Origin of the sequence: Paenibacillus mellifer, assembly GCF_023195895.1 — a bacterium.
GTDB lineage: Bacteria > Bacillota > Bacilli > Paenibacillales > Paenibacillaceae > Fontibacillus > Fontibacillus mellifer.
On sequence record NZ_JALPRK010000026.1, the window covers coordinates 1 to 18030 of the forward strand.

General features: G+C 56.7%; 14 protein-coding genes. 10 read left to right on the plus strand and 4 right to left on the minus strand.

The window, feature by feature from the left end; all coding sequences use genetic code 11:
* Nucleotides 1-27: 27 nt before the first annotated feature.
* Genes M0651_RS20510 through M0651_RS20520 form a run of 3 tightly spaced genes read right to left on the minus strand, consistent with a single transcriptional unit; the run spans nt 28 to nt 4594 of the window.
* On the minus strand, nt 28-1110 hold the full coding sequence (locus M0651_RS20510; RefSeq protein ID WP_248553588.1) for a substrate-binding domain-containing protein: 1083 nt from the start codon (nt 1108-1110) through the stop codon (nt 28-30).
* Complete coding sequence (locus M0651_RS20515; RefSeq protein WP_248553589.1) at nt 1079-2752, minus strand: response regulator transcription factor; 1674 nt, start codon at nt 2750-2752, stop codon at nt 1079-1081. The genes M0651_RS20510 and M0651_RS20515 overlap by 32 nt, the downstream gene beginning before the upstream one ends.
* A 3-nt stretch (nt 2753-2755) precedes the next feature.
* Nucleotides 2756-4594: a cache domain-containing sensor histidine kinase gene (locus tag M0651_RS20520; protein WP_248553590.1), complete on the minus strand. Its 1839-nt coding sequence runs from the start codon at nt 4592-4594 to the stop codon at nt 2756-2758.
* A gap of 207 nt (nt 4595-4801) precedes the next feature.
* On the opposite strand from M0651_RS20520, the gene M0651_RS20525 reads away from it, so the two are divergent.
* The 9 genes from M0651_RS20525 (at nt 4802) to M0651_RS20565 (ending at nt 16134) form a co-directional block, all read left to right on the plus strand.
* The gene (locus tag M0651_RS20525; protein WP_248553591.1) at nt 4802-5872 is read left to right on the plus strand and encodes an ABC transporter substrate-binding protein; all 1071 of its coding nucleotides are present in this window, start codon (nt 4802-4804) and stop codon (nt 5870-5872) included.
* 23 nt (nt 5873-5895) lie between these two features.
* A complete protein-coding gene (locus tag M0651_RS20530; protein WP_308195561.1) occupies nt 5896-7407 on the plus strand; it encodes a sugar ABC transporter ATP-binding protein in 1512 nt (503 codons plus the stop codon).
* Entirely contained in the window at nt 7404-8435 is a 1032-nt protein-coding gene (locus tag M0651_RS20535) for an ABC transporter permease (RefSeq protein WP_248553593.1), read from the plus strand. Before M0651_RS20530 ends, M0651_RS20535 begins: the two co-directional genes overlap by 4 nt.
* Nucleotides 8428-9390, plus strand: a complete 963-nt coding sequence (yjfF, locus tag M0651_RS20540) for a galactofuranose ABC transporter, permease protein YjfF (protein WP_248553594.1) — start codon at nt 8428-8430, stop codon at nt 9388-9390. The genes M0651_RS20535 and yjfF overlap by 8 nt, the downstream gene beginning before the upstream one ends.
* 131 nt (nt 9391-9521) lie before the next feature.
* The gene (locus tag M0651_RS20545; RefSeq protein WP_248553595.1) at nt 9522-10589 is read left to right on the plus strand and encodes an ABC transporter substrate-binding protein; all 1068 of its coding nucleotides are present in this window, start codon (nt 9522-9524) and stop codon (nt 10587-10589) included.
* Between the two features lie 88 nt (nt 10590-10677).
* Nucleotides 10678-12486, plus strand: coding sequence for an ABC transporter ATP-binding protein (locus M0651_RS20550; protein WP_248553596.1), 1809 nt, complete (start codon nt 10678-10680; stop codon nt 12484-12486).
* Nucleotides 12464-14395 carry an ABC transporter ATP-binding protein gene (locus tag M0651_RS20555; RefSeq protein WP_248553597.1) on the plus strand — a complete coding sequence of 644 codons (1932 nt, stop codon included), beginning with the start codon at nt 12464-12466 and terminating at the stop codon, nt 14393-14395. The genes M0651_RS20550 and M0651_RS20555 overlap by 23 nt, the downstream gene beginning before the upstream one ends.
* The gene (locus M0651_RS20560) at nt 14395-15159 is read left to right on the plus strand and encodes an AAA family ATPase (RefSeq protein ID WP_248553598.1); all 765 of its coding nucleotides are present in this window, start codon (nt 14395-14397) and stop codon (nt 15157-15159) included. The genes M0651_RS20555 and M0651_RS20560 overlap by 1 nt, the downstream gene beginning before the upstream one ends.
* Nucleotides 15160-15267: 108 nt before the next feature.
* Nucleotides 15268-16134: an SDR family oxidoreductase gene (locus M0651_RS20565; RefSeq protein WP_248553599.1), complete on the plus strand. Its 867-nt coding sequence runs from the start codon at nt 15268-15270 to the stop codon at nt 16132-16134.
* Nucleotides 16135-16665: 531 nt separating this feature from the next.
* On the opposite strand, the gene M0651_RS20570 is transcribed toward M0651_RS20565, so the two are convergent.
* The gene (locus tag M0651_RS20570) at nt 16666-16977 is read right to left on the minus strand and encodes a putative quinol monooxygenase (protein ID WP_282578027.1); all 312 of its coding nucleotides are present in this window, start codon (nt 16975-16977) and stop codon (nt 16666-16668) included.
* 158 nt (nt 16978-17135) lie between these two features.
* On the opposite strand from M0651_RS20570, the gene M0651_RS20575 reads away from it, so the two are divergent.
* Entirely contained in the window at nt 17136-18023 is an 888-nt protein-coding gene (locus M0651_RS20575; protein ID WP_248553600.1) for a TIGR01777 family oxidoreductase, read from the plus strand.
* Nucleotides 18024-18030: the final 7 nt, after the last annotated feature.

Consider the following 18030-nt stretch of genomic DNA (forward strand, 5'->3'; position numbering starts at 1 on the left):
AGGGGTAGTCACCCCCTGCTACTCGATTTACTTCGGTTTGGACGTCAACGCCTCCGATGAGCCGTCGATCACCGTCCGGCCAGTATCGGTAAAGGCCGGAACCGGCTCGCCGCGGGCTAACCGAAGCAATTGACCGACCAGCAACCCGCCCCAGCCCTCTTCATTCTGCGAAAGCACGGAGGTGATCTGTCCGTTGCGCAAGCCTTCCTTCATTTCCGGCGTCATATGAAAAGCAACGGCATAACGGCTTAGCCCCATCGCTTTCCAGACAAGCACCGAGGCAGAGCTGGAGGTGAGATCAACGGAGATGAAGGCATCGAAGTGGGGATGGGCGTCAATCATCGCCTCCAGGTCGATCAACGCTTTGCCGTCGTCGCCTTCGTTATGGCGTACTTCCAGCACTTGAATATTCGTTTTATCATGTAAGAAGTCCAGCAGCCCTTGCAGCCGATCCTGGTTCTGACTCATGGACGAAACGCCGGACGCGACGAGCACCATGCCTTTATCTTTCATCCGTTTCTGGATCACGCGGCCCATTTCCGCTCCGGCCTCCACATTGTTCGTGCCGATATAAGCCGAACGCCGGCTGTCCGGAGCGTCCGATTCGAAGCAAATGACGGGAATTCCAGCGTCCTCCGCCTTGTTGATCACCGGGGTCAACGCGCCAGAATCAATTGGCGAAATCGCGATGCCGTCAACTTGCTGTTGAATCATCGTCTCCATCATATGGATTTGTTGCTCCACGCTCACCGCATCGGGGGCTCTGACGACAAGCCTCACGTTCTCGGGGGAGCCCGCCTCTTCTGCAAGACGGGTGACCTCCTCGTAAAAAGGATGCGCCATCGGATAGATGATGCCGAAAATGTACTTTGGCGCTTGAAGTTTAGTCGAAGTGGAAGAGGGAAGGACGGCTGCGGGGGCGGCAGTCGAGCCCACTTGGCTTGCATCTCCGCCTTCCGTTTCGGACACCGGAGCCCCCTGGCATCCCGTGAGCACCAGCGCCAATACCAAACCCAACGCCAGCCCCAAGGTGCGTCCGCTCACCAGCCTTCCCAACCAAGCGATCTCGATCGAGCGTTTATTCCAACGACCCTGAAACGGCATGATCATGCGGTTCCCCCCTTGCGACGCGAACGTTGGTCCGGGCGGGGGACATCGTGCCGTGTTTACGGAATTCGGTTGTCGTCATCCCGGTCACCCGTTTGAATAGGTTCGAGAAATAATGCGCATCGCTATAGCCGACCTGACAAGCGATTTCATACGTTTTGCATTGCGTCGACTGCAGCAGCTCCATCGCTCTGCGAATCCGTGTTTCCGTCAGAAACTCAATAAACGTTTGACCGGTTTCCTGACTGAAGATTTTGCTAAGGTGGCTTGGACTCATGCTGATATGCTCGGCGGCATGCTGCAGGGAAATGTAGCCCTTGTCATAATTGGCGGCGATATAATCCTTCACCCGATGAAGTAAATCAGCGTAACGATCGGCGGACCTGGCGCGCCACAGCCAGAATTGTTCCACCAGGTGGGTCAAATAAGCGCAAGCCTCATCCCAGCAGCCTACCGCTTCAATCCGCCCCTGAAACGAACGAAGGCTTTGACCCGAATCCCCGGGTCCCCGGATGGACTCCTCGGCAATCTTGACCACCTCCAGCGTCAGGTCGTTCAAGATGTAGTAGCCGGTCAAAGAGGCATTCCAATCCACGGACTGAAGGACGGCAGCGAATTCAGGGATAAAGGACGACAGGTGCCGGGAGGTTCCGATCTTGAGAAAGCGAACGAAGGCCTGCCGGTCCAGCAAAATACTATGCTGAATGGAGCTGCGCGTCACCTCCAGCAGGTTTTGCCGGTTTTGCCGCGTAAGGCGCTGCCAATATAGCGATTCCTCGGCTTCAAGGAAAGAAAGGTGGATGCCCTGGATGCGCTCATGCCCCGAACCGAGTCCAAGGAATAGCGGGAAGCGACAGGTCGGCTCTTCGAAGAGGGCCAGTATGCGCCGGAAGGGCTCCAGTGTCTGCTTGAGCGCCCCCTCCGTATCCCCTTTGACGATATAGACCTGCTTTGTTCGGCTGGCCGGGTACTGCAGCATTTGGCCGTGGTCACAGGCCTTCTGAATGTACTCTAGTACAGTGTTCCATTCCGGACAGCCCGCGGCCTCGAATTCTACGTTCGAAGGCTCCGCCGGACGCAGATCGACGATCGCTGCGGCATACCAGCGGGCGACCAGCGAAACCGACAAGGTTTCGGCCGTTTGAATCGCTTCAGGCGCCGATAACAGACCTCCGCATAAATCGCTTAACAGCTTATGCCGTGAATTCCCGGCTTTCTCCAGCTCACGCCGCATCAAGCCCTCGAGCTGCTCCTTCTCGCTTCGCTCCCTATCGATCTTGTGGCTTACCCCGTGAAGCAGCTCCACCAGATCCGAGGCGCTGATCGGCTTCAGACAATACTCCTCAACGCCAAGGCTAAGCGCTTTTCTCGCATAATCGAATTCCCCGTGACCGCTCAAGATAATGATCTTGATCTGAGGAAATTTGGCGCGCACCACATGGCATAACTCCAGGCCGTTCATGAACGGCATTTTGATATCGGTGATCAAGATATCGGGCTGCAACTGCTCGATCATCGGCAAAGCCATCTCTCCGTCGGAAGCGTCGCCGAGATAATCGAACCCTTCCCGTTCCCACGGAATGCAATCCCGTATGTTCTCCCTGACGAGAATCTCATCATCGACGAGCAGCACTTTCTTCATCATCGGTCATTCCTCTTTTCCCCTTGGAATGGATATCGTTACCGTAGTACCTTCTCCGGCCGCACTGTCAATCTGGACCCCATAGGATTCTCCGTAAAATAACTTGATCCGCTGGTGAACGTTATGCAGGCCAAAGCCGCCCGATACTTCTTCGCCGGTTTCCACGGGCAGGCGTCCGTTCAGCAAATCGCGGCGCAGCCGTTCGAGTTTATCGGGAGGCATTCCGCATCCGTTGTCCCGTACGGTTAACTGAAGTTCGCGCTCCCCGGATTCCTGAGCAGATACCGTGATCATTCCTTTGCCCCGCTTATTTTTGATGCCGTGATACAGCGCGTTTTCGACGATCGGTTGAAGCGTCATTTTGAGAACAGAACAGGGGAGAAGATGCGGCTCCACCTCGATCCGGTACTCCAAAATATCGCGATACCTCATCTGCTGGATGATCAGGTAGCTGTGGACGTGCTCGATCTCCTTCTCCAGGGGGATCCAGTCGCGTCCGCGATTTAAGCTGATGCGAAACAGCCGGGAGAGCGATTGCACCAACGTGATGACCCGGTCGTTCTTGCCCGCCTCCGCCATCCACAAGATCGAATCGAGCGTATTGTACAGGAAGTGAGGGTTGATTTGGGCTTGTAAGGCACGCAATTCCGCCTTTTTGATTTCTTCCTGTTCCCGGATGCTTTGCTCGAGCAGAGCCTTGATTTTCCCCAGCATAATGTTATAGCTGCGCCCCAACTCAGCGACTTCATCGTTGCCTGCAGGCGTGACCTTCGACTCCAGAAAGCCGGAGGCTGCCAGCTTCATCTTGTTCTTCAACAGCTTGAGCGGACGCGTGAGCCGGGAGGAGATGAAGAAGTGCAATGACACGGCAAAGAAGAGACTCAGCGCTACGCTGACAATGATTAACTGCCGAATCGAATCGGCCTCTTTGACGATTTCGCGTAATTGGACCTGGCCGATGATTTTCCAGCCTGCCGCTTGCGGGGAGGAGGCGAAAATAAACTTCGGCCCTCCGCCCGATTTATCGACATAGCTGCTCAAAGCGCCGGTGGCCATTCGGGCCAGAATGTCCCGTTCCGGCAGGACTTGATCCGGGACGAGCCCGGTGGGCATGAAGATCGGACGTCCGCTGGCGTCGACGATATAGAAGAACCCGGTTTCGCCCACCTTGACCTCGTCGCAGAACCGGCTGACCGCCGAAGCATCCACATCGATGACAATGAAGCCGATCGTTTCATGCGTAATTCGCTGTTTGACGGCGGCCATGATCGAAATGGCGGGCTTCTCCTGAAGTCCGTCGGGATGGTCCAACATCAGGGCGTCAAGCGGAGGGACGGTGAGCACGACATCGGGATTGTCGATTAAATAGGCGAAATGGGGATTCCGCAGCGGGTTTTTATCCAGCACAAATACACCACGCCGCTCGCTGATACCCCTCCCGTACAGGTTGATCATGGTGATATTCAGGACACTTTCATATTTGTAGGTTTGACGGTAGGAGTCGATCGTCCGCAGGATCTCTTTGGCATCCTCATAGGTGTCGTTTTGCGAGTAGAGAAAATGCAGCACCTGCGAGTGGTTGCCGAGTTCAAGCAATTTGCTGCTGTCGGTGAACAACGTTCCCAGGCTTCGCGCCAGTTGATCTGCCGTGAGCACTGCGCTGGCTTTGCTGTTCTCGTAGACCGTGTTGTAAGACTTCTGATAAGCGACCAACCCGATGGTGATGAGCGGAATGACCGTCAGGAACAGGAACATCAGGAGGAGCTTCGCGCGCAGGCTGGAGGAGATCCAATTGATCAGCTTCATGAGTGGCCTGCCTTTCAAGAAGGGCTCTTTTGATCCCATATTATGAAGCAACCCCCTTGAAAACGCAATCATTCATAAGAAAACAAAGGAGCACCGCAAAAAAACAAACTGGACAGGCCGCCGTGTGGAATAGAAGCGAAAGAAAACGCAAACGTCGGCGATGAATCTCCGTATCACAGAGTTATGTAAGCGTTTTATAATCGGATCACGCCAGACGATGGTGACCAAAAAGGGGAGGAATTTGAAATGGTTTCTTTCAAAAAATCCGGACTGATTGTTGCGACATCCTTGTTGCTGCTCTTTGCATCTGCATGCGGCGGCAGCGGGTCGGGCGGGAATGCCCAGGAGCCGGCGAATAACGGCGGCAAACAAGCGGAGCAATCCAATTCGGCAAGCAACACAACGACGGAAAACGCGAAGGACACAACGGCGGAGAGCAAACAGATCGTGCTTGGATTTTCACAGGTTGGCGCGGAGAGCGGCTGGAGAACGGCGAACACGAAATCGATCCAGGATTCGGCCAAAGAGGCAGGCTTCGAACTGAAGTTCTCCGACGCCCAGCAGAAGCAAGAAAACCAGATTAAAGCCATTCGTACCTTCATCCAGCAGAAAGTGGATGTCATCGCTTTTTCGCCGGTGGTGGAGTCGGGTTGGGATACTGTGCTGAAGGAAGCGAAGGACGCCGGGATTCCGGTCATTTTGACGGACCGAGCCGTCGATTCTCCGGATGATTCGCTGTACAAGACGTTCATCGGTTCCGACTTCGTGGAGGAGGGACGCCGGGCCGGACAATGGCTGGTGGATCAATTCAAAGATTCGACCGAGGAAATCAACATCGTGGAACTGCAGGGAACGACCGGTTCCGCGCCGGCGATTGACCGCCAGAAGGGTTTTGCAGAAGTGATTGCATCGAATCCCAATCTGAAGGTGATCGCCTCGCAGACGGGGGACTTTACCCGGGCGAAGGGGAAAGAGGTCATGCAGTCCTTCCTGAAGGCGAATAAGAAGATCGATGTGCTCTACGCCCACAACGACGACATGGGACTAGGAGCCATCCAAGCGATTGAAGCGGCCGGATTGAAGCCGGGCGAAGATATCCTCATTATCACGGTGGACGGGGTTAAGGACGGGTTCGTTGCGGCCAGTGAAGGTAAGATCAATTTTATCGTGGAATGTAATCCTCTGCTCGGACCTCAGCTGATGCAAGCCGTTCAGGATGTCGTTGACGGTAAGGAGATCGAAAAGCGGATCGTGACCGAAGAAGGCGTGTTTACGTCCGAAGATGCCAAGCGTGAGCTGCCTAACCGGAAATATTAAGCGAGATGAAGGATATGGAATCTATGGAACCGATTCTGCACATGTCGGGGATCCATAAAACGTTTCCCGGCGTAAAAGCACTGAAAAATGTGAATTTTCGGCTGTTTCCCGGTGAGGTGCATGCGTTGATGGGCGAGAACGGCGCCGGCAAATCGACCTTGATCAAGGTGTTGACCGGGGTTTACGCCGCGGATCAAGGCCTTGTGGAGATGGCAGGGGCGCCGATCAGGGTGCATAGTCCGCAGGAGGCGCAGCTTGCCGGCATCAGCACGGTTTATCAGGAGATCAATTTATGCCCGAACTTGTCTGTCGCGGAAAATATTTATATCGGCCACGAGCCTTACCGGTTCGGCCGGGTTCGTTGGAAGGAGATGAACCGGAACGCGGAGCGTCTGCTGAAGGAGAGGCTGCATCTGGACATTGACGTGACCCGTCCGCTCGAATCTTATTCGGTCGCGGTTCAGCAGTTGATTGCCATAGCGCGGGCGCTTAGCATTTCCGCCAAAGTGCTGATCCTGGATGAACCAACCTCCAGCCTGGATCAGAGCGAGGTCCGACAATTATTTGCGATTATGCGGAAGCTGAAGGAGCAAGGGCTGGCGATCTTGTTCGTCACGCATTTTCTGGATCAGGTTTACGAAATCTCCGATCGCATTACGATCCTTCGCGGCGGGGAGTTCATGGGAGAATACCTCGTGAATGAGCTTCCGCGGATTGAGCTGGTGTCGAAGATGATCGGCAAAGAACTGGAGATGCTGGAGGAATTCCCTAGTTCGGCGGAGGCCAGCGGCAGGCCGGCGGGTCAATTACTGCTGAACGCGGCGGGATTGGGTAAGCAAGGGTCGATCGAGCCCTTTGATTTGCAAATTCACCAGGGGGAGATTGTCGGATTGGCCGGCTTGCTTGGTTCCGGCCGGACTGAACTGGCCCGTCTCCTCTTCGGGGCCGACCGGCACGATCAGGGAAGCCTCCAAATGGCCGGCAGTGGAGGGAGTATTCACTCCCCCCGTCAGGCCATTGACGAAGGTATCGCCTTTTGCTCCGAGAATCGGAAGAAGGAAGGCATAATTGACGATTTGACAGTCCGGGAAAATATCGTATTGGCGCTTCAGGCGGCGAAGGGCTGGTTCCGCGCGATTCCGCGCAAATGCCAGGAGGAAATCGCGGAGGAGTATATCCGCCTCTTGAATATTCATCCATCTGATTCGGAGCAATTGATCCGTAACCTGAGCGGCGGCAACCAGCAGAAGGTTCTGCTGGCCCGGTGGCTGGTGACCGAGCCCAAGCTGCTCATTCTGGATGAGCCAACCCGCGGGATCGACATCGGCGCCAAGACGGAAATTCAGAAGCTGGTATTGACGCTGGCGGAGAAGGGGATGAGCGTATTGTTCATCTCCTCTGAGCTGGAGGAGGTGCTGCGCGTGAGCGATCGGATTGCCGTGCTCCGCGATCGCCGCAAGGTGAAGGAAATGAGCGGTGCCGAAATGAATCAGCAACAGGTGATGCAGGCGATCGCCGGAGGGGAGAAGGGATGAGAAAACATCGTTTGGTATGGCCTTTGCTCGTGCTCGCCTTGTTGCTCTTGTTCAACTTGATCTATTCGCCGGACTTCTTCTCGATCAAAGTGCGGGACGGTCATCTGTACGGCAGTGTAATCGACATCCTGAATTTTGGCTCTCCGCTGATTCTCGTGGCGATTGGTATGACGCTGGTGATCGCAACCGGAGGCATCGACCTGTCGGTCGGCTCGGTCGTAGCCATTGCGGGAGCGATGGCCTGCTTGCAGATTAGCCGGGCATCTGACCCGAATAGCTTGATTTCCGTACTGTCCGCCGTCGGCCTCGCGCTGGTTCTGTCCGCCGCGCTGGGCCTCTGGAACGGATTTCTGGTCTCCCGGATCGGCATCCAGCCGATCATTGCCACCTTGGTCCTGATGGTGGCTGGGCGAGGGATTGCGCAGTTGATTACGAACGGGCAAATCATCACGGTACAGAGCTCGAAGTATCAGTATCTGGGGGCAGGATTTTGGTTATCTCTGCCGTTTTCGATCTTTGTGGTTGCAGCCGTATTTGCGATTGCCTCCTTGTTGACCCGCAAAACCGCGCTGGGGCTGTTTATCGAGGCGGTCGGGTGTAAGCCCACAGCCAGCCGGTTAGCGGGTGTCCGGTCACGGACGGTGACCTTGGCTGTGTATTCATTCTGCGGCTTATGCGCGGGGATGGCGGGTTTGCTGCTCAGCTCCAACGTTTCGAGCGCGGACGGCAACAATGCCGGGCAATGGTACGAGCTGGACGCGATTTTAGCTGTGGTCGTCGGCGGGACCTCTTTAAATGGGGGCCGATTCCATTTAGCGGGGACGCTGGTGGGGGCGCTCATTATTCAGACGCTGACGACAACGATTTACATGGTGGGCGTACCGCCAGAGATCACGCTGGTCGTCAAGGCGGTTGTCGTTCTTGCGGTTTGTTTGATCCAATCCGATCAATTCCGGGCCGCCCTGGGCGGGAAACGGAAACCAGGAACGCCGGCTGCGGCGAAATCGGGGGTGAAGCCGCATGCTTAAACGTAATTACATTCCGTTAGGGGTAACGATCGGTTTGTTTCTGTTGATGTTCGTCGCCGGCTCGTTCCGGTATACGGGATTTTTCTCCGGGCAAGTGTTGCTCAACCTGCTGATCGATAACGCCTTTCTGCTCATTACCGCGGTCGGCATGACCTTCGTGATCGTATCCGGCGGGATCGATTTGTCCGTCGGCTCGGTGATCGCCCTGACGACGATGGTTTCCGCGAGCTTGCTGCAGCAGGGTTGGCCGCCCGCGCTTGTGATTTTGCTCGTTCTGATCATGGGGACGATATTCGGAACGGCGATGGGGGCGGCGATCCATTATTTCAACATCCAACCGTTTATCGTGACGTTGGCAGGGATGTTCCTGGCTCGGGGCTTATGCTACGTCATCAGCATTAATACGATTACGATCGATAATGCCTTCTACACGGCGGCGGCCCAGACGAAGATCAAGCTGCCGGGCGATCAATTCGTCTCTATTAGCGTCATCATCGCTTTGGTGGTGGTCGCCCTTGGGATTTATCTGGCCCATTACACGAAATTCGGCCGTAACACGTACGCCATCGGGGGGAGCGAGGCGTCCTCCTTGCTGATGGGGTTGCCGGTAGCCCGCACGAAATTGATGGTCTACGGCTTCAGCGGACTTTGCTCCGCGTTGGCCGGCGTTGTGTTCACGTTCTATATGCTGTCCGGCTACGGGCTCCACGCGAACGGGATGGAGCTGGACGTGATCGCCGCGGTGGTAATCGGCGGAACGCTGCTTACCGGCGGCGTCGGGTATGTTGTGGGCACTTTCTTTGGGGTCATGATCCAGGGCGTGATTCAGACGATTATTAGCTTTGAAGGGACCCTCAGCTCTTGGTGGACGCGGATCGTGATCGGCGTACTGCTCCTGCTGTTTATCTTGCTGCAGAGGCTGCTGGGCGAGCGGCGGTTAGCCGAACGAGGGTAAGGAAATGAACGGGGAGGATTACGGAAAAAACCTGAGACGAAACGCTCAGGTTTTTTTGCTCTTTTCCGATGAAATCGCTTGTGATAAGCTTCCGGTTAATGGGAGATCACGAAATAGGGGGAAGACGAGTTATGCTTAGGCGCCATCGTTCCACATTATTGAAATCGATGCCTCTTCTGGTCCTGCTTGCTCTGCTGTTCATCTTCTCCGGCTGCCGGGCTGGAACCGCAGAGGAGACTTCGGTCCCCGTCGAAGCGGATCCAACAACCACGACCTATGTGACCTCCGGCCCGGAGCTGTCGTCTGGAGAGCCGGCTGCAACGAAACACCATATTGTACTGGGGTTCTCCCAGCTCGGTTCGGAGAGCGACTGGCGGAACGCGAATAGCCAATCGATCAAGACAGCGGCTAAAGAGGCAGGCATCGAGCTGCTGTTTGAAAATGCCGAGCAATCGCAGGAGAAGCAGTTTGAGGCGGTCCGCAGCTTTATCTCGCGGAAGGTCGATGTGATCGCGATCGCTCCGGTCATTCAAACCGGATGGGTACCGATTCTGAACGAGGCCGAGGAGGCCGGAATCCCGGTCATTATCGTCGACAGAGCGGTCGATGCGTCCAATTACGTGACTCTGATCGGATCCGATTTGTATGAGGAAGGGAAGAAGGCGGGCAAATTTCTGCTGGACAAAATGGTCGGTCGCCCCGGGCCGATCGGAATTGTGGAACTCAAAGGGACGGAGGGCTCGACACCATCCATTGATCGCGGCCGGGGATTTGCGGATACCGTTCTCGGGGATAAGAGATTCAAGGTGCTGGAAAGTGAGCATGCCGATTTTACGCTGGAGCAGGGAGAGAAGGTCATGCGCTCCTTTTTGCAGGAACACGGTGGAGAGATGGATGTGCTGTACGCTCATAATGACGATATGGCGCTGGGCGCAATCGAAGCCATTGAGGCTTACGGGCTCCGGCCGGGGAAGGATATCGTGATCATCTCCGTCGACGGGACGCGCAGGGCGCTGAAGAGCATGGCCGAAGGCAAGATCAACGCAGTGGTGGAATGCAATCCCCTCCTCGGGCCGAATTTGATGCAGGCGGTGAGGGAACTGACGGAAGGGCGCACGCTGCCCAAAAGGATTGTCACCCCCGAAACCGTCTTTACCGAAGTGACCGCTGAATTGGAGGCGGATAACAGAAAGTATTAGAGCGAGACCTCCATCTGTTTTATAATAAGACCGTGTAGTTTACCAACTTGGCGATTCTTACGGAATCACCCGGACTGGAGGAATCAGGATGTCCGTTATGACCGCTATTTTTAGAAAATACCGCATCGCCGCCATTTCGGCGATCGTCATGCTGCTAATCGAGCTGGCGGTGGAGTTGATTCAGCCGCTGATCATCTCGCGGATCATCGATCACGGGATTCGGCAGCACGAGGTGTCTGTCGCCTGGATTTGGGGCGGGGTGCTGATGGCAAGCGCTTTGGTGGCGTTTCTCGCCGGGATTACCAGTTCCTTCTTCGCCTCGCATGTGAGCCAAGGTTTTGGTTATGACCTGCGCGACAAGCTGTACGAGAAGGTGCAGTCCTTCTCGTATGAAGTGTTTAATCGCTTCGCGGCTTCGTCATTGATCACCCGGCTGACCGGGGATATCACGGTGCTGCAGGACGTCATCTTTATGTGCCTGCGCTTTGCTTCCCGGGTGCCGCTGGTAGTGATCGGGAGCGTCGTGATGGCTCTGGTCGTGCATGTGAAGCTGGGGCTGTTGTTGACGGTAACCGTCCCTGTGCTGTTGGGGTTTGTGTTGTGGATGATCCGTAAAGCGTCCGCTTTATTTCGTGCGGTGCAGCGGCGCACGGACAGCGTCAACGGCCTGATTCAGGAGAATCTGACCGGCATGCGGCTGATCCGCGTGTTCGTGCGGATGTCGCATGAGATCGGGCGTTTTGAACAGCGCAACCGGGATTTGCGCCAGGGCACGGTCGCCGCGTTAAAGCTGACGGAGACCACGATGCCGTTCCTGTTGTTCATCATGAACGCCGGAATCATTGCGGTGCTGTGGTTCGGCCGGATCGAAATCGCGGACGGGGGTGCCAGCGTTGGTGAAGTGGTCGCTGTCATCAACTATTCGCTGCGGACCATTGGCGCGTTGTCTGCATTATCCTGGATTATGAGCTCCCTCTCGAGGGGGGCCGCATCGGGCGGACGGGTACGTGAAGTGCTTGAGGAGGAAGATCCGGTCGGCGAGCGGGAAGTTTTTTTGGCGGAGTCGGTTGATGCCGAGGCGGAAGTAGAGATGGGGGGGACGGCGGGGATGGCGGCAGCAGCGGGAGCATCACCGATCCAAGGCCGCATCGAGTTTAGCGAGGTTTCCTTCCGCTATCCAGGACGCGAGGAGATGGTGCTGGAGAGAGTATCGTTTACGGCGGAGCCGGGGCAGCGAATCGCCGTCATGGGCGCGACCGGTTCGGGGAAATCGTCGCTGGTGCAGCTGATCCCCGGTATGTACGAGCCCACGGAGGGGATGATTCGCATCGATGGGATCGATATCCGCGAGCTCGATCGGAAACGGCTGCGCCGCGCCATCGGTTATGTGCCACAAGAGGTCATGTTATTCTCCGGAACGATCCGGGAGAATATCGCCTGGGGCCGTGAGGGATCAACGCTGGAGCAAATTCAGGCTGCCGCTCGGCAGGCGCAGATCCACGAGACGATCGAGCGGCAACCGCACGGCTACGAGACGCGCCTGGGTCAGCGCGGCGTGAATCTGTCCGGCGGACAGAAGCAACGCCTGTCGATCGCCCGGGCACTGGTGCGCCAGCCGGCCATCCTGATTCTGGACGACAGCACAAGCGCCCTGGACGTCCGTACGGAGGCGGCTCTGCTGGAGGAAGTCTCGCGCCTTTCTTGCACAACGCTGCTCATTACGCAGAAGATCAGCTCGACCGCTACGGCGGATTTAATTCTTCTTATGGATGACGGGCAGCTGATCGCCAGCGGCAAGCATGAGGAACTGCTGCAGCGTTCGGAATTGTACCGGCGGATTTGCGAATCCCAGCAAGGAAAGGAGGCGGAACCTCATGCCGTTCAAGACCTTCACTGAACCGTTTCGCCATCCGTACCCGAAGTTGGGGTCATCCTCACAGGGCGGCGGGGCCCGTAATGACGCGCCGGCTGCAGTGGCGGCTGCGCCGCGCCGACCCGGCCATGGCGGCGGACCCGGCGGTGTAAGGCCCAAGGTACGGGCTAAGAATTGGTCAGGTACGCTAGGGCGGATCTGGAGTTACCTATCTGCCCATAAAGCCCGGCTGGCAACCGTCCTGCTGATGGTTGTCTTCAGCTCGGGATTAGCGCTGCTAGGACCCTACCTGGTCGGGATGGCGGTGGACGATTATCTGGAGGCAGGCGGGGGCCGACCTTGGGTGATGTTCCTGATCGGATTGACGTTGGTATTTGCCGGCTCGTCGCTCACGTCCTGGCTGCAAAACATCTGGATGATCGGAATCGCTCAGGAGACGGTGTACCGGATGCGCTCCGAGCTGTTCGCCCAACTGCATCGGCTGCCGATTCCGTATTACGGCAAACGTCAGCAAGGCGAAATCATGAGCCGACTGACCAATGATATGGACAATGTCAGCTCGACGCTGAACAGCTCGGCAATCCAGATTTTCTCCAGCGTATTAACGCTGGTTGGCACGGTCGCCGTGATGTTGTACCTTAGCCCGCTGTTGACCCTGCTGACGTTCCTCGTCGTGCCGTTAATGATGGCCGGGATGCGCTGGATCACGAAGCGGACGGGACCGCTGTACAAACGGCGCCAACAGGATCTTGGCAACCTGAACGGCTACATTGAGGAGACGTTGTCGGGGCAGCGGATTATTAAGGCGTTCTCTCAAGAGCAGCGAGTGCTGCAAGACTTCCGTGAGCGGAATGAGGCGATCCGCAGCTCCAGCTTCTGGGCGCAGACGATTTCCGGCTTCATTCCGAAGCTGATGAACGGCCTTAATAACCTGAGTTTCGCGATCGTGGCCGGGATCGGCGGGGTGTTGGCGGTACGCGGGAGCGCCGGAGTTACTGTCGGGGTAATCGTTGTGTTCGTCGAATACGCGCGGCAGTTTACCCGCCCGCTGAACGACCTGGCGAACCAGTGGAACACGCTGTTGTCGGCGATTGCCGGCGCGGAGCGGGTGTTCGAGGTGCTGGACGAGGAAGTGGAAGCCCGCGACGAAGAAGCGGCGCTGGAGCTGTCGTCCGTGCGGGGCGAGGTGGTTTTCTCGGGAGTTTACTTCTCTTATGAGGAAAATGGAAACGAGGACGGCGATACGTTAGAGGAAATCAGCTTTACGGCGAACCTGGGCGAGACGATCGCTTTGGTCGGACCGACGGGGGCCGGCAAAACGACGCTGATTCAACTGCTGTCGCGTTTCTACGAGCCTTCCCGGGGGAGGATCACGGTCGACGGCCGCGATATCCGGACGATTCGGCGTGACAGCCTGCGTTCGCAGATGGCGTTTGTGCTGCAGGATTCGTTCCTCTTCCAGGGCACGATCCGCGACAATATCCGCTTCGGCCGACTAGATGCGACCGATGTGGAGGTGGAGGAGGCCGCCAAGCTGGCGAATGCGCATTCCTTTATCGTGCGGATGCCGGGCGGCTATGATAAGGTGCTGGGCGCGGACGGCGGTGGCATCAGCCAAGGGCAACGACAGCTGCTGGCCATCGCGCGGGCAATTCTGGCGGATCCGTCGATCCTCGTGCTGGACGAGGCGACCAGCAGCATCGATACCGTGACGGAGATCAAAATCCAGGAAGGCTTGCAGCGATTGATGCAAGGCAGAACGAGCTTCGTGATCGCTCATCGTCTGAACACCATCCGCCAGGCCGACAAGATTCTGGTCTTGAAGGAAGGCCGCTTGATTGAGCAGGGCTCGCACGAGGAACTCTTGCGGCGACACGGGTTCTATCATAGCTTGTACCATGGCGGCTTGGATGCGGAAAGCGGTGAAGTCTGATGGAGTTGAACGCCTATCTGCGGAGGATCACGCTGCAGCGGGACGAGGTGCCAACGTTTGATGACTATCCTTTCCACTTACCTGCAGTCTCGTCGCTCGGTCAGCTGGAGTTCCATCCGAAGGTCACGTACATCGTCGGCGAAAACGGCATGGGCAAATCCACGCTGCTGGAGGGCATCGCCGTCGCATTGGGGTTTAACCCGGAAGGCGGCACGATGAACTTCAGCTTCGCGACGGCCGAGACCCACTCCGAGCTGCATCGCTATCTTCGTACCGTAAGGGGGCCGATGCGGCCGCGGGACGGGTTCTTTTTCCGGGCGGAGAGCTATTATAACCTGGCGACGGAAATCGATAAACTGGATCAGGAAAATCATGCGTGGGTTAGTCCGCCACGGATCGTCGACTCCTACGGCGGGAAATCACTGCATACGATGTCGCATGGGGAATCGTTTTTCGCCGCGTTTATGAACCGCTTCAGCGGGCGCGGCCTGTATATCTTGGACGAACCGGAGGCGGCGTTGTCTCCATATCGGCAGATGGCGATGCTGGCGCGGATTCATGAACTGGTCGGACGCCACTCCCAGTTCATCATTTCCACGCATTCGCCGATCCTGATGGCGTATCCCGACAGCCTCATGTATCAACTTACGCCGGACGGGATCGAGAAGACCACGCTGGAAGAGACCGATCATTATATCATCATGAAAGAGTTCGTCAATCATCGGGAGGGTATGCTAAGGGAGTTGTTGCGAGATGAGAATTGACTTCCGGAATTAGTGTAACTATAATGGTTACAGGCAGAACAATAACAACGATAACAACGATAACAACGATGACTTCACGGCAACTCAATCGATAAGGAGGATTCTAGGATGAAGATATTGGTGACAGGGGCAACGGGTCAGCTCGGCGCCAAGGTGGTTGAGGCGCTGCTGGCTAAGGTGCCGGCAGAGCAGTTGGCAGTGAGCGTACGCGAACCGGAGAAGGCCCGCGCGCTTGGCGCGCGGGGCGTAGACGTACGCCAAGGGGATTTCGAGGATCCCGCTTCACTGGAACCGGCATTTGCCGGCGTGGAGCGACTCTTGATCGTATCGACGCAAGGCGATAACGACACGCGCATCCGCCAGCACTTGGCGGCCGTTGCGGCGGCGCAACGGGCGGGGGTTCAGCTCATCGCTTATACGAGCGTGGTAAATGCTGCCCATAATTCACTGGAGCTGGCGCCTGTTCACAAAGCGACAGAGGAAGCGATCGCGAAGACGGGAATTCCTTATGTGTTCCTGCGCAACAACTGGTATATTGAGAACGAAACCGGTACGATCCAGGGCATTCTAGCCGAAGCGCCGCTCGTGACCTCCGCCGGAGAAGGCAAAGTCGGCTGGGCTACACGTGAGGACTATGCGCAAGCGGCGGCCGCTGTGCTGACCGGCAACGGACATGAAAACAAGATCTATGAGCTGTCGGGCACGCCGATCACGCATGCCGAGCTGGCTCGGATCATTGGCGAGGCCCTGGGCCGCGAGGTTCCTGTTCAGCACGTCGACGATGCTGCTTACGCAGAGGTCATGCGCGGTGCGGGCGTGCCGGAACCGGTGGTTCCGTTCATCGTTTCCATCCAGCGCTCAATCCGCGAAGGGGCGCTGGACGTTCCGAGCGGCGACCTGGAAGCATTGCTGGGCCGGCCGGCAACTTCGCTGGTTGACGCGGTACGCGGCATCGTGAAAGAACTGCAAGCTTAAACAACGAAAGGCCCTGTTCCATATCGAAACAGGGCCTTTATGGGGCTGTCCCAAAAGGGAATCGGCCAGGATACCGGCAAGAATGTTGCATTTTGTGCAACAATTTCAGCCGATTCGTTCGCATACTCCCTAAAATGCTGCACAAAATGCTACATTCCGGCCCTGCAGGACAATTTGGGGGTGGAAATGTTGCAGGAAATGCAACATTTCACCTCCACAGGCCCGTTTCACATCCAAATCCTGCACGAAATGCAACATTTCCGCGAACTGATCTACTACCTTTGGGGACGACCCCTTTTTTGCGTTCAGCGGCCTTCGCTTCCTAGCCAGCCAACTGTAAAAGTGCAGGTGATATTTCGCTAAACCCTCGTATTTCACGACTGAACTGCAAAAGTGCATTTGATTCGGGGACGAATCCAGATGAAGAGGCGATTTGTCGAATTTAGCCTGCACTTTTGCATCTGATCGCCCGAATCGAACTGAATTGGCGAAAAAGAACTGCACTTTTGCATCTCACTCGTATGCGCGCGGCTACTTGATTCCCTTCCCGCCAACCGGACGGATTGGGATGGATTCCACACCGGCGTTCAGCGGCATCGCGCGCTGAATCATCGCTCGCGTGGTGTCATCTTGCAGCGAAGCTTCATGAGCTTCTGCGTTGCTCCAAACCTCCGTAACCCATACGGTATCGGGCTCAGTCTCCGAAACGTTCACCACATAAAGCTCGCATCCCGGATCCGACTCGGCCCCGGCGGCGGCTTCCAGCAAGATGCCGACCAGCTGGTCGCGTACCCCGGGTTTGGCTGTGAATTTGGCGTACATGCCGAACTTGTCCACTGTCATCCTCCTCACTTCAATGTCTATAAACTCAACATTAACTTTAAATTTGCTTAGGAGAATTATCGCCTAACCACGCCTGGCAAGCAACAACTTCATTGGAAAAATCCCCCGTATCGGCATGGTATAATGAAACAAAAAGTCAGGGTAAAGGAGCGGATCGCATGCCGAAAGTGGTATTGGCTGGGGGCACAGGGTTTGTGGGACAGGCGTTTGCGCAGAGGTTCGGAGAATTGGGAGCCGAGGTTAAGGTCATTTCCAGACAAGCTCCCCATATCCCTTGGGAGGACCAAAGTTCCATCGTACAGGCTTTGGAAGGCGCCGATTTGCTGATTAACTTGGCCGGTAGATCGGTGAATTGCCGCTACACCCCTGAGAACCGGCGGCTTATTCTGGAGTCCCGGACGGAAACAACGCGTCAGCTTGGGGAGAGCATCCTGGCCTGCCAGCGTCCGCCGGCGTTATGGATCAACTCCAGCACGGCGACGATTTACCGGCATGCGGAGGATCGTCCAATGACGGAGAAAAGCGGAGAAGTGGGCTCGGGTTTTTCGGTTGATGTCGCCAAAGCATGGGAGGAGGCATTCTTCGCCTTTGATCTCCCGGCGACAAGGCGGGTCGCGCTGCGTATTGCGATCGTGTTGGACGACGGCGGGGTGATGGGCCCCTTGCGCAATCTGGTTCGCTTCGGACTGGGCGGAGCCCAAGGGTCCGGCCGTCAGCAGTTCAGCTGGATTCACATGGAGGACCTGTTCCGAATCGTTAGGTTCTTGCAGGAGCATCCCGAGCTCGACGGCGTGTTTAACGCCTCCGCCCCACATCCGGTCACGAACCGGGAGCTGATGGCTGGTCTGCGCCGGGCAATGGGCGTTCCCATCGGACTGCCCGCGCCGCGTTGGCTGCTGGAGCTGGGCGCTCGCCTGATTCGGACGGAGACCGAGTTGGTGCTGAAGAGTCGCTGGGTGTTGCCGGAGCGGCTGCAACGGGCGGGATTCCCCTTCCGTTACGATACGCTGGAGAAGGCGCTGCAAGAAATTGTCGCACGTAACTAGGACAAGG

Coding starts and splice junctions, on each gene's coding strand:
- M0651_RS20515 (WP_248553589.1), bottom strand. CDS start 2,752: ATGATGAAGAAAGTGCTGCTCGTCGATGATGAGATTCTCGTCAGGGAG.
- M0651_RS20520 (WP_248553590.1), bottom strand. CDS start 4,594: ATGGGATCAAAAGAGCCCTTCTTGAAAGGCAGGCCACTCATGAAGCTG.
- M0651_RS20535 (WP_248553593.1), top strand. CDS start 7,404: ATGAGAAAACATCGTTTGGTATGGCCTTTGCTCGTGCTCGCCTTGTTG.
- M0651_RS20530 (WP_308195561.1), top strand. CDS start 5,896: ATGGAACCGATTCTGCACATGTCGGGGATCCATAAAACGTTTCCCGGC.
- M0651_RS20525 (WP_248553591.1), top strand. CDS start 4,802: ATGGTTTCTTTCAAAAAATCCGGACTGATTGTTGCGACATCCTTGTTG.
- M0651_RS20555 (WP_248553597.1), top strand. CDS start 12,464: ATGCCGTTCAAGACCTTCACTGAACCGTTTCGCCATCCGTACCCGAAG.
- M0651_RS20575 (WP_248553600.1), top strand. CDS start 17,136: ATGCCGAAAGTGGTATTGGCTGGGGGCACAGGGTTTGTGGGACAGGCG.
- yjfF (WP_248553594.1), top strand. CDS start 8,428: ATGCTTAAACGTAATTACATTCCGTTAGGGGTAACGATCGGTTTGTTT.
- M0651_RS20565 (WP_248553599.1), top strand. CDS start 15,268: ATGAAGATATTGGTGACAGGGGCAACGGGTCAGCTCGGCGCCAAGGTG.
- M0651_RS20510 (WP_248553588.1), bottom strand. CDS start 1,110: ATGATCATGCCGTTTCAGGGTCGTTGGAATAAACGCTCGATCGAGATC.
- M0651_RS20545 (WP_248553595.1), top strand. CDS start 9,522: ATGCTTAGGCGCCATCGTTCCACATTATTGAAATCGATGCCTCTTCTG.
- M0651_RS20570 (WP_282578027.1), bottom strand. CDS start 16,977: ATGACAGTGGACAAGTTCGGCATGTACGCCAAATTCACAGCCAAACCC.
- M0651_RS20560 (WP_248553598.1), top strand. CDS start 14,395: ATGGAGTTGAACGCCTATCTGCGGAGGATCACGCTGCAGCGGGACGAG.
- M0651_RS20550 (WP_248553596.1), top strand. CDS start 10,678: ATGTCCGTTATGACCGCTATTTTTAGAAAATACCGCATCGCCGCCATT.